11 protein-coding genes and 1 other annotated feature are annotated in these 12042 nt (G+C 51.7%); of the genes, 2 read left to right on the top strand and 9 right to left on the bottom strand.

Translation table 11 applies throughout. From position 1 onward, the window contains the following. Window positions 1-9: 9 nt before the first annotated feature. Complete coding sequence (locus C2I18_RS17195) at window positions 10-726, top strand: FadR/GntR family transcriptional regulator (RefSeq protein ID WP_249896982.1); 717 nt, start codon at window positions 10-12, stop codon at window positions 724-726. A gap of 191 nt (window positions 727-917) precedes the next feature. On the opposite strand, the gene groL is transcribed toward C2I18_RS17195, so the two are convergent. The 8 genes from groL to C2I18_RS17155 all read right to left on the bottom strand — a co-directional run bounded on the left by groL (window position 918) and on the right by C2I18_RS17155 (window position 7208). Beyond that, window positions 918-2549 carry a chaperonin GroEL gene (gene groL, locus C2I18_RS17190; RefSeq protein ID WP_249896981.1) on the bottom strand — a complete coding sequence of 544 codons (1632 nt, stop codon included), beginning with the start codon at window positions 2547-2549 and terminating at the stop codon, window positions 918-920. Window positions 2550-2669: 120 nt separating this feature from the next. Continuing rightward, window positions 2670-2951, bottom strand: a complete 282-nt coding sequence (gene groES, locus C2I18_RS17185; RefSeq protein ID WP_249896980.1) for a co-chaperone GroES — start codon at window positions 2949-2951, stop codon at window positions 2670-2672. Window positions 2952-3870: 919 nt separating this feature from the next. Beyond that, window positions 3871-4134, bottom strand: coding sequence for a hypothetical protein (locus C2I18_RS17180; RefSeq protein ID WP_249896979.1), 264 nt, complete (start codon window positions 4132-4134; stop codon window positions 3871-3873). A 176-nt stretch (window positions 4135-4310) separates the two neighbouring features. Continuing rightward, on the bottom strand, window positions 4311-5078 hold the full coding sequence (gene tatC, locus C2I18_RS17175) for a twin-arginine translocase subunit TatC (RefSeq protein WP_249896978.1): 768 nt from the start codon (window positions 5076-5078) through the stop codon (window positions 4311-4313). 115 nt (window positions 5079-5193) lie between these two features. Then, window positions 5194-5436, bottom strand: coding sequence for a twin-arginine translocase TatA/TatE family subunit (gene tatA, locus C2I18_RS17170; protein ID WP_249896977.1), 243 nt, complete (start codon window positions 5434-5436; stop codon window positions 5194-5196). 128 nt (window positions 5437-5564) lie between these two features. Further along, the gene (locus C2I18_RS17165; protein WP_036693720.1) at window positions 5565-6050 is read right to left on the bottom strand and encodes a MogA/MoaB family molybdenum cofactor biosynthesis protein; all 486 of its coding nucleotides are present in this window, start codon (window positions 6048-6050) and stop codon (window positions 5565-5567) included. A 59-nt stretch (window positions 6051-6109) separates the two neighbouring features. Then, window positions 6110-6583, bottom strand: a complete 474-nt coding sequence (gene moaC / locus C2I18_RS17160) for a cyclic pyranopterin monophosphate synthase MoaC (RefSeq protein WP_249896976.1) — start codon at window positions 6581-6583, stop codon at window positions 6110-6112. A 1-nt stretch (window position 6584) separates the two neighbouring features. Beyond that, the gene (locus tag C2I18_RS17155; RefSeq protein ID WP_249896975.1) at window positions 6585-7208 is read right to left on the bottom strand and encodes a 5-formyltetrahydrofolate cyclo-ligase; all 624 of its coding nucleotides are present in this window, start codon (window positions 7206-7208) and stop codon (window positions 6585-6587) included. Window positions 7209-7518: 310 nt separating this feature from the next. Between C2I18_RS17155 and C2I18_RS17150 the strand changes: the two genes are divergently transcribed. Continuing rightward, window positions 7519-9474: an ABC-F family ATP-binding cassette domain-containing protein gene (locus C2I18_RS17150; RefSeq protein ID WP_249896974.1), complete on the top strand. Its 1956-nt coding sequence runs from the start codon at window positions 7519-7521 to the stop codon at window positions 9472-9474. A 448-nt stretch (window positions 9475-9922) separates the two neighbouring features. Here C2I18_RS17150 and C2I18_RS17145 read toward each other — a convergent pair whose 3' ends face one another. Next, a complete protein-coding gene (locus tag C2I18_RS17145; protein ID WP_249896973.1) occupies window positions 9923-11491 on the bottom strand; it encodes a 2-isopropylmalate synthase in 1569 nt (522 codons plus the stop codon). Window positions 11492-11637: 146 nt separating this feature from the next. Continuing rightward, window positions 11638-11934, bottom strand: a binding site (T-box leader). Between the last annotated feature and the right edge of the window lie 108 nt (window positions 11935-12042).

The following is a 12042-nucleotide window of genomic DNA, read 5'->3' as shown; positions in this document are numbered from 1 at the left end:
ATATTTATTATGGATCCGATAAAGGTAGAAACTGAAAAGGGACATGAGCTTGTGCGCAGAGCCATTCTTACCCAGATTGAGGAAGGCCGCTTGCAGCCCGGTCAAAAGCTGCCGTCCGTAGTAGACCTCAGTCTCTCTTTTGGAGTGGGCCGTTCCACCATTCGTGAGGCATTAAGTGCACTAAAGGCGACGGGCTGGATCGATGTTAAACATGGCGGAGGTACTTTTGTGAATAAAGTACTGCCTCCCTCTCCGGGCAACTCGCATGATCCGTTCAAACATTCGGAAAATGTTAAAGAAATCTTGGAGGTTCGTATTTGGCTTGAAAGCGGCAGTGCTGCTTTCGCTGCCGAGCGGCGGAATGAGAAGGATCTTGAGAGGTTAAAGGTGATTATTGAACAAATGGAGCATGCCCTGGCCATGAACAATACGCAGATGAGTGAACATGCGGATATTGAATTTCATCTTGCTATAGCTGCCGCCTCCCATAATGAACTGCTTAATACATTGATGGGCTCCCTTGCCTCTAAACTAACCGAAACGATGGGAAAGACCCGCCAGCTGTGGTTTTTTGAAGACAAGTCTTCTGCCGCACTGCTTCTACAAGAGCATCACTCCATATATGAGGCCATATCCGCCCAAGACAGCAGGCTGGCCAGCCAGTTAATTCAAGCCCATTTACTTAAAGCCGCTGACGTACTGAACCGTGGAGCTATGCTAGACTAGCACGCAGGTGGTAAACCATACATATGCAGCTTGTGATTATCAACCGCTGTTTCATGTATAGAAAGCTCTATCTCCTTCTCCAGCAAGGAATACCTTCCGGATTAAAAAAGGATCAACAAAACGGAGATACCGTTTTATTGATCCTTTTTGATTAATTATTTGAATTTAAAGCCAGGATGAGGGGGATTCCCTTACATCATGCCACCCATTCCGCCCATTCCGCCCATATCCGGCATGCCGCCGCCTTTTTCAGGCTCAGGCTTGTCAGCGATAACAGCTTCAGTGGTCAGGAACATAGCGGCTACGGATGCAGCATTTTGCAGCGCGGAGCGGGTTACCTTGGCAGGGTCAACGATCCCTGCTTCGAACATGTTCACCCATTCGCCGGTTGCAGCGTTGTAACCAATGCCAACGGATTCTTTTTTCAGACGGTCCACGATAACGGAACCTTCTTCGCCGGCGTTAGCAGCGATTGTACGGATCGGCTCTTCCAGAGCACGCAGTACGATGTTCACACCGGTTTTTTCGTCGCCGGATACTTCTACAGCGGCTACAGCGTTATATACGTTCACAAGAGCTGTACCCCCACCGGATACGATACCTTCTTCAACCGCAGCGCGGGTTGCGTTCAGGGCGTCTTCGATGCGCAGTTTGCGCTCTTTCAGTTCAGTTTCAGTTGCAGCGCCTACTTTGACAACGGCTACGCCGCCGGCAAGTTTAGCCAGACGCTCCTGCAGTTTTTCTTTGTCGAATTCGGAAGTGGTTTCTTCCAGTTGGGAACGGATTTGGCTAACGCGTGCATTGATGTCCGCTTTGTCGCCGCTGCCGTCAACAATTGTAGTGTTCTCTTTGGTTACGCGCACTTGACGTGCGTTACCCAGCTGCTCAATGGAAGTGCTCTTCAGGTCAAGGCCCAGCTTCTCAGTGATCACTTGGCCGCCTGTCAGGGCAGCGATATCCTGCAGCATTGCTTCACGGCGGTCGCCGAAGCCAGGAGCTTTAACAGCAACAGCGTTGAAGGTTCCGCGCAGCTTGTTCACGATCAGCATGGCTTGGGCTTCGCCTTCGATATCTTCAGCAATGATTACAAGCGGACGTGCTTGTTGAACGATCTTCTCAAGCAGCGGAAGGATTTCTTGGGTGCTGCTGATTTTTTTGTCAGTGATCAGGATGTACGGGTTGTCGAGTACAGCCTCCATTTTGTCCGTATCAGTAATCATGTACGGGGAAATGTAGCCGCGGTCGAATTGCATACCTTCTACCACTTCAAGCTCAGTCAGGAAGCCGCGGGATTCTTCAACGGTGATAACGCCGTCTTTGCCCACTTTTTCCATAGCTTCAGCAATCAGTTGGCCCACTTCGTCGTCAGCAGCAGAGATAGCGGCTACTTGGGCGATCGCTTGGGAATCCTCGATTGGTTTAGCGATGTTTTGCAGTTCTACTACAGCAGCCTTAACCGCTTTGTCGATCCCTTTGCGGATAACCATCGGGTTAGCACCTGCAGTTACGTTCTTCAGACCTTCGCGGATCATCGCTTGAGCCAGAACTGTTGCAGTAGTAGTACCGTCACCGGCTACATCGTTAGTTTTGGTAGCAACTTCTTTAACGAGCTGTGCACCCATGTTCTCGAATGCATCTTCAAGTTCGATTTCTTTGGCGATTGTAACACCGTCGTTAGTGATGAGCGGGCTGCCGAATTTCTTCTCCAGTACCACGTTGCGGCCTTTAGGTCCCAGTGTTACCTTAACTGCGTTTGCCAAAGCATCAACCCCGCGGAGCATCGAGCGGCGTGCGTCTTCACTGAACTTAATTTCTTTTGCCATTGTGTAATTAACCTCCTAAAGTTTGGTGTGTGTATTCCATGCTATTCTCCGGACACAGCCTGCTATTTAAGCCGCTATGCCCGTTGTAAGTAAATTGGGATGTAACTTATGAGCGTTCTCTTAGTCAAGAATCGCGTGAATGTCGCTTTCTTTCATAATCAAATATTCTTTGCCTTCGTATTTGATTTCAGTGCCGGCATATTTGGAGAAAATTACGCGGTCGCCTTCTTTAACTTCCAGAGGCACGCGCACTCCGTCTTTCAATGCACCGCTGCCCACAGCGATAATTTTGCCTTCTTGCGGCTTCTCTTTGGAAGAGTCCGGAAGTACGATTCCGAAAGAAGTAGTTTCCTCTTGCTCGCTTGGTTCTACCAATACGCGTTCACCTAGTGGTTTGATCATGAAAAATAGCCTCCTTTGAAATTATGTTATTTAGCTTAAACACATAGTTTGGGATGCCGGGACTCCGGTAAAAGAATCTGCGGCAGGTGAGAAATATCGTCCCGCACGCGGTAAAACACCGGCCGTTTCTGTATTTCTCAGGACCGTTAGCACTCAACCTCCTTTAGTGCTAACAACAATTTTTATGATACCCAACTTGAAGACGGATTTCAAGTCCTTTTGCGTAAAATCGTATTCATTTTTGGTAAAAATTCGGCCTGTACGGGTTGTCCCTTACACACTCTCATACATTCTATCCACCAGGGCATAAAATATGCCTGATTAGGGGGGCGCAGCAAGGCTGGCAAGGAACTCATTAAAGAAATAGAGTGAGTTTATCAATAAAACTTTGAAAAATGAGGGATATGGTGAAGGACGCAGGTGGAATGAACAATGAACAAAGTAGAATAAGCCTGACGAAAAAAAGAAATTGTTTTAAGGGAAATGGCGGGAAATGCAGCGTTGGGTTCAGTTGGTGCGGATCGTTTGGCGCAATTCAGCAGGAGTCGGTTGGATTCGGAAATGCGGGCTATTTGGCGGAATCAGAGGTATAAGTACCTTTCAATTTGGGCGGATGTGGGCTAACTGGCGGAATCAGAGGTATAAGTACCTTTCATTTCGGCGGATGTGGATTAACTGACGGAATCAGAGGTATAAATACCTTTCATTTCGGCGGATGTGGGCTAACTGACGGAATCAGAGGTATAAATACCTTTCATTTCGGCGGATACGGGCTATTTGGCGGAATCAGAGGTATAAGTACCTTTCATTTGGGCGGATGCGGGCTATTTGTAGGAATCAGAGGTATAAATACCTTTCATTTCGGCGGATGTGGGCTATCGCTCTATGGCTTTGCCCCTATTAGCGGGAAAATTCCCGTTCATTCCAGCCAATCCAGAAATTTTGCCCCTATCAGCGGGAAAATTCCCGTTGATTCCGGCCAATCCAGAATTTTTGCCCCTATGAACGGGAAAATTCCCGTTGATTCCGGCCAATCCAGAATTTTTGCCCCTATGAACGGGATTATTCCCGTTGATTCCAGCCAATCCAGAACTTTTGCCCCTATGAACGGGAAAATTCCCGTTGATTCCGGCCAATCCAGAATTTTTGCCCCTATGAACGGGAAAATTCCCGTTGATTCCAACCAAACCAGAACTTTTGCCCCTATTAGCGGGAAAATTCCCGTTCATTCCAGCCAATCCAAACCTTTTCCACACATGAACGGGAAAATCCCCGCTCATTCCGCCCACTCAGCCCCAGTCAGCCGGCGGAACAAGCGGGAGCTGCATCCGCAACTCCGGCCACCTGGAATCCCAGTCCTTACCCCTCTTTGCTAACATAACGCGCCTCCCGCTCGGCATCCCCCGCAAGCTGCTTGCGGTAGACGAAAGCAGACAGAAACACGCTGAATTCATACAGGATCAGCAAGGGAATCGTCACCAGAAAATCCGAGATAAAATCGGGCGGTGTGATCACTACGGCGATAAAGACCAGCGCGAAGTAGGCATAGCGGCGCATCCGGCGCAAGCGCAGCGGGTTAAGGATTCTCAGCTTGGTCAGGAACATGACGATCAGCGGCAGCTCGAACAGCAGGGCCAGCGGAATGACCAGAGTGAACATGAAGCTGAAATACTGGGCAATCCCGTACGTCTCCTCCAGGCCCATGCTGTGATTTACAGCGATCGTGAACGAAAGTGCCATCGGAAACACAATGTAATAGGCAAATGCAATCCCGGCAATAAACAAAATAAACACATAAGGAACATAGCGCAAGGCAGCACTCCGCTCTGCCGGATGCAGGCCGGGGCTGATAAATGCCCATAACTGGTAGACGATAAAAGGCAGAGACACCGCCAGGGACACCGCCATAGCAATTTTCATGTACATGCCGATTCCGTCCCAAAAGGAAAAAGCATGCAGAACGAACCCCTGCGCATGGTCAGCGTGGATCAGATACTGGTATACCGGCCTTGCCGCGAACAATCCTCCTGCCAGCCCCGCCACAAAAACAGCCAGCACATAAATGATCCGTCTGCGCAGTTCGGTAAGATGCTCAACCACAGACATTTCTTCCGCTTCCAGAGACATGACAGACACCACCTAAAGGACATATGTATGGATATATACTTCCTGATACGTAAAAAAAGAGCGTCATCCCAGTCTGAAGCAGAACTGAGACTAACGCCCCTGTGTGTGGATCGTATTATTCCGGCAGGCGTCTGTTCTGCGGGAGTTCAGCAGCGACCGTCTGCGGGGCCTGAGACGGCACGGAAGACTCGCTTTTCTTAGCCGGTTCAGGTTCACTGATAATTTCACGGGCACCGTCCTTGAATTCACGGAAAGTACGTCCTACCGCCCTGCCAAGCTCAGGCAGCTTGCTCGGCCCGAAGAGCAACAATGCTAAGATAACCAGTAATATAATCCCGGGAGCACCAATACCACTCATGTTATTCCTCCTCACCGATTAGATCCGTTCATGATATCGTTAACAATATCTTAATAATACCATAACTTATGTCACACATCCATCGGCTTTCCAGGACGTTTTCTTGCAACCGGGTGAGGCCGGGCCGTCTATTGGCGGTACTGGCCGGTTACCATTAACAAAGCTTCAGGCAGCTGATCCATAATTGCCGCCAAATTTTCATGCACACCCTTGGGTGTACCCGGCAAATTGACAATCAGCGTTCTGCCGCGGATCCCGCATATTCCGCGGAACAGCATAGCTGCCCGGTTCTTCTGCATCACTGTGCTCCGCATCGCTTCAGAGAGACCGGGTACCTCCCTCTCGATCACACGTCTTGTAGCTTCAGGTGTAACATCGCGGATTGCCAGATCCGTTCCTCCCGTAGTCAGCACGAGGTCAGCCTGAAAATAATCCGTCAATTCAATCAAAGCAGCAATAATTTCATCCTGCTCATCCGGAACGATCCGGTACTCGATAATCTCTCCGCCAAGCTCTTCTTCCACCAGCTCCCGAATAACCTGGGCGCTCGTGTCTTCCCGTTCGCCTCTGGCCCCCTTATCACTGGCCGTCAGGATTGCTGTTTTCCACGCCATAGGTTGTCCCTCCCTCTCTATATAATATGTACGGGCAGCCGTTTACTGCAGCCCTCCTGCTATTCTTCCAGTACGTAATCCCCATTTTTGCCGCCGCTTTTGGACGAAAGCAAGGTTGGGCCGATTATCATATCCTTTTGCAGTGCCTTGCACATGTCGTACACAGTCAACGCCGCCACTGAAACAGCAGTCAGCGCCTCCATCTCCACACCGGTTTTCCCGGTTGTTTTGACAGTTGCTTCTATATAAAGTTCATCTTTGCTGTTATCCGAGAAGCTGATATCAATTCCGGTCAGCGGAAGCGGATGGCACATCGGAATATAGTCTGAGGTTTTTTTGGCAGCCATAATTCCGGCAACCTGAGCCACAGCAAGCACATCACCCTTGCCGATCTTGCCCGCCTTAATCGCAGCAAGCGTCTGCTGCTCCATCTTCACCTTGCTTCGTGCCGAAGCGGACCGTTTGGTGATCTCCTTGTCACTGACATCCACCATGCGGGCCCGCCCCTGCTCATTAAAATGAGTTAACTCCATGTTACTTCTCCTTCCGGCAATGAATGATCCCATCCTCCGTAATCAGCATGTCCATATAGGCATCATGGTCATCCATAGGCACTTCCGTCAGCAGCTGGACGCCGTAAGCAAGTCCCACCCACAGCGGCGGCTTGAGCGGATACCGGCCTTCCCAGGCAGCCCTCATCCGGTCATAGTAGCCCGCACCATAACCCAGCCGCCCGCCTTTGATGTCAAAAGCCAAACCCGGCACAAAAACAACCTCCGGCATCAGGTCCTGCTCTGTATGCCCGGTACTGGCGGCGGCCGGCTCCAGGATCCCGTAAGCACCGGGTGCAAGCTCCTCCCAGGAGCTCACTGCATGCAGGCTCATCATCCCGCCGGAGCGGATCACCCGCGGAAGCAGCACCATATTACCGCCGGCCCAGCACTCCTCGATAAGCAGACGGGTATCCACTTCCGAACGAAAAGGGACGTATGCGAGCATGGCAGACGCCCCTTCTCCGCGGAACCACTGCCATGCGAGACTGCAGATTCGGGAAGACCAGGAGGACCTCTGCTCCACAGTCAGCTTGTCACGGACGGCCGCTCTTTCCGCGCGAAGTTCCCGCTTCCACTCGGCGAGCGGGACACCCGGGCCTGTCATAGGCAGCCGCCTCCTCTTTATCATGTACCTAGCTTATCATAGTTTGTAAACTCAGTTTACCACTCTTCTCTCCAATTCGCCAAGGTTGTAAGAGTGTGCTTGTTAGGCGAAGCAATTATTCAATATCGTATACACATATACCAAAAGCAGTCTCCAAATTTGCATCTGTATTCCCGCTGGCCTGGATAAACCGGCAAAATCCCGGCCCCCTCGCGCCGCAAACGCTTTTCATGTAAACTATAATATAAGAAAATTACAGCCGGGCGGAGAGCGTCACGGCGAAATATGCAAGGGCGGAGGTTTCATCGGTATGCTTCTTCAAGCGACAGGTATTACAAAATCATATGGTATTCAGAGCGTGCTGGACGGCATAAGCCTGCAGGTGAATGAAAAAGAACGGGTCGGTCTGGTCGGCGTCAACGGTGCCGGTAAATCCACCTTCCTGCAGATCCTCGCAGGCGAGATGTCTTTTGACAGCGGGCAAATTCATAAATCCAAAGAAACAACCATCGGCTATCTGGCCCAGAACAGCGGCCTGCAGTCCGACAAGACGATTCAGGAGGAAATGCTGGCCGTCTTCGCCCCGTTGATTGAAGCGGAAGCGGAGCTGCGGCAGATGGAAGCCGATATCGCCGACCCCAAGCTGGCGGACGATCCCAAGCGCTATGAGGATCTTCTGGACCGTTATGCCAAACGCTCGGACTGGTTCAAGGACCATGGCGGCTATGAAATGAACACACGGATACGCAGTGTACTGCACGGCATGGGCTTCGGCGAGTTCGCACCGGATACGCCCATCGCTACGCTCAGCGGAGGGCAGAAGACACGTCTGGCCCTGGCCCGCATTCTGCTTCAGGCTCCGGACCTGCTCATGCTGGATGAGCCAACCAACCATCTAGATATCGAAACGCTGACCTGGCTGGAGGATTACCTGCGCAGCTACGCGGGCGGCATCCTGGTTGTCTCCCATGACCGGTATTTTCTTGACCGCCTGGTGACAACCATCGTCGAGATTGAACGGCATCAGTCCCGGCGTTACACGGGGAATTACAGCCGTTACATGGAACTGAAGGCAGCGGAATACGAAATCCGCATGAAGCAGTATGAGAAGCAGCAGGAAGAGATTTCACGCATGGAGGATTTCGTACAGCGCAACATCGTGCGTGCCTCCACCACCAAACGTGCGCAAAGCCGGCGTAAAGCGCTGGAAAAAATGGACCGTATCGACAAGCCGCTTGGTGACCTCAAAAAGGCCAGCTTCTCCTTTGAGCCCGATTTCATGTCCGGTAAAGAGGTGCTTCAGGTCCGTGATGTGGCCGTGGCCTTTAGCGAAGATGCGGCTCCGCTCTTCCGGAACGCCGGCTTTGAGCTGCGCCGGGGCGAGACAGCAGCGCTTATCGGACCGAACGGAATCGGCAAATCTACCCTGCTGCAGTGCCTGACAGGCACACGCGAGCCATCGGCTGGCACCGTTAACTGGGGAGCCAAAGTAAAGATTGCCTACTACGATCAGGAGCAGACCAGGCTTAATCCGAAGAACACCGTGCTGGAAGAGCTCTGGAGTGAATATCCGATGCTGGAAGAAGCGCGTATCCGCACCATTCTCGGCAACTTCCTGTTCAGCGGAGAAGATGTCCTGAAGAAGGTCGCTTCCCTGAGCGGCGGCGAAAAGGCACGTGTAGCCCTGTCCAAGCTAATGCTGCGCGGCGCCAACATGCTCATTCTCGATGAGCCCACCAACCACCTGGATCTGGTCAGCCGCGAGGTACTGGAAGCGGCATTGATCGATTTTGAAGGCACCCTGCTCTTCATATCTCATGACCGTTACTTTCTTAACAAAATGGCCGAACGCGTGCTGGAGCTTCATCCCTCAGGTATTGACCAATATCTTGGCAACTACGATGACTATATTAATAAGAAAAAAGAGCTCGAAGCCATCGCCCTGGAAGAAGCGGAGCTGGCTTCCGCCAAAGCAGCCAGAACTGCCGCTGCCGAGCTTCCTGCTGCAGAGAAAGGCACAGCCTCTTCCTATGAAGCAGACAAGCAGGCCAAACGCGAGGAGCGCAGCCGCCAGCGGCGGATTACCGAGCTGGAAGAGAACATCTCACGCCTGGAAGAAGAGATTGCCGCTGTCGAAACTGAGATGACCAAACCGGAGGTATACCAGGATTATGTCGCTTTGCAGGAGCATGAAAATGACCTGAAAACCAAAAAGACTGCTCTTGGAGAATTATTTAACGAATGGGAAAAACTTGCTGACGAATAATGTAAATGCGTTAATTAAATATTTTTTAAGAGTTTTCAAATTGTTCATAAACAGTTATACACAAGCTCATCCACAGTTTCCGTGTATAACTCACAACCTAAAAAGGCCCCCGGGGCCTTTTTTTAGGCTTTAAATCGCTATTTTATTTGTCAAGAACTTTTTATCCACCGAATTATCCACATTATCCACAATTTCCACAAATTAAACAGCTTATATATATCCGCAGTTTTGCCGTAAAAAAAACAGGCGTAATTGCTGATTTTACACGGTTTTTACACAATACAGAGAGAATATGTGGATAACTTTGTCCACATCTTGACAAAAGACGCATTCGTCATTTTTCTATCTTTTTCGCTATCAAATAACAGCAAAAGCATGATTGCCTCCGGCGCATCAAAAAGGACCTCAGCCGTATGCAACTGCACCGGCTGAGGTCTCTCCGCTGTTCTTATTCAGCGCTCTTAACACCAGCCGCTGCTGCCGTTACTTCCTGCGCAGAGAGCAGTGCCGAATTACAGGCTGCAATATAGGCATTCCCTGCCGCCATTACAATATCCTGATGAATCGCCGTGCCCCGGAATTTAGTGCCTTCCCACTCTACCATAACTGCAGCTTCCGCCTGGGCGTGTTCGCCGCTGCCCAGTGAATGCAGCTCCAGGCCGGAAAACTCGATTTCCTCTGTGATGCCCTGACCGATTGCGGCAATGATCGCCTCGAGCGGTCCGTTGCCGGTGCTGGTATGCGAGGTTTCTGTACCGCTTCTGAGGTGCCGCACAGTTACTGCAGCTACGCGGCGCGGCGCACTGCCGGCCAGCACCTGAACCTCGCCGAGCTCATAGACCTGAGCCTGCTGTCCGGTGGTGCTGCTGACCATCCGCAGCAATTCGTCGTCGCTGACTGCCTTTTGCCGGTCAGCAGTTTCCTTGAAGGATTCGTAGAGCGCATCCAGCTCCTTCGCATCCAGGTGAATTCCATACTTCGCCGCCCGGTCCTTCAGTGCATGCCGGCCCGAGTGCTTGCCCAGAATAATCATGCTGCGCGGGATGCCCAGCCGTTCAGGGTCCATGATCTCATAGGTGCTGCGGTCCTTCAGCAAGCCGTCCTGATGAATCCCGGATTCATGCTGAAAGGCATTTCTGCCGACGACGGGTTTGTTATAGGCGACCGGAAAATGCATTGCTCCGCTAATCATCCGCGACGTATCATACAGCTTCTCCAGTACGATCCCCGTTTCGGCACCCAGAACATCACCACGGGTTTCCAGAGCCATGACCAGTTCCTCCAATGCACAGTTCCCTGTACGTTCACCCACCCCGTTAACGGTTACTTCAATTTGGGTAGCCCCGCCTTCAATGGCAGCCAGACTGTTCGCAACGGCAAGCCCAAGATCATTATGGCAGTGGGCGCTGTAGCTGACCTTATCCCCGCCTCTGGCTCCCAGCCGTACCCGCCGGAACATCTCGCCGTATTCCTGGGGCAGCGCATAACCGACCGTATCCGGCAGGTTGATGATCGTCGCCCCTTCCTCAATGACCGCCTCTACCATCTCGATCAGATCATCAATGCCGGTTCGGGCGGCATCCATCGCGGTGAACTCCACAATATCGCAGAATTGGCGGGCATAGGCTGTCATCTCACGGGCAGCGGCAACGACCTCCGGTCTGCTTTTACGGAGCTGATGGCGCAGGTGGATGTCAGAGGAGGAAATGAACAGATGGATCCGCCGGCGTTCAGCGTCACGGGTCGCACGCACAGCCGCATCAATGTCCCCCTTGACTGCACGGGCAAAACCGCAAATTTCCACGCCCTGCACATTACGGGAGATGGCCTCCACCGCAGCAAAATCACCCGGACTCGACACCGGGAACCCCGGCTCCAGCACATCAACCCCCAGCCCGGCAAGCTTGTGCGCCAAAATGATTTTTTGCTCAGGGGTCAGACTTGCCCCGGGAGCCTGCTCCCCGTCACGCAGCGTAGTATCAAAAATCTGAATGCGTTTCTTTACCGGAATAATCATGGAATTCCCTCCTGGAATATTGTTGTTTATGTTCATTTCAGGTTCTGGTGATGCTTCCTGTGACTAAGCCGCACGTCGACTTACGGCTCAAGCCTTTGTCCCTCCCTGACTGCTGCCGGCAGCAACACAAAAACCCGCCGTCTCTATAAAGAGACGGCGGGTCACCCCTCCGCGGTACCACTCTTCTTGACGCACAGGCTCCTTTACTTCACAGGCTAACCCAAAGCTGCGTCCAGCTCTTCCCACGGCGTGCTTATCCTCCCTTAAGGATGATATGCATGCACATGAAGGTCCGGTAACGGGGACATCCGTTGCGGCGTACCTGGATCTTTCCGCCGCTCCGCTCCCGGGCGAGATTCAATGGGGTGGGTAAACTGCGTCGCACCAATTCCGCAGCTCTCTGATTACCTTTCCCGTCTACTGCTCCCGTTCATCGCGTGTATTCTATAATTCAATACAAAAAAGCCTGCCGTCTCATTCAAGAGACGACAGGCTGTTCACCTTCGCGGTACCACTCTTGTTGATATCCCGGTCCGGCTTTCTTTCAGCCT

Source organism: Paenibacillus sp. PK3_47, from assembly GCF_023520895.1.
In the GTDB taxonomy this organism is placed as follows: domain Bacteria; phylum Bacillota; class Bacilli; order Paenibacillales; family Paenibacillaceae; genus Paenibacillus_AQ.
The sequence above is the reverse complement of the archived record's forward strand: the minus strand, read 5'-3'. Positions and strand labels throughout refer to the sequence as shown.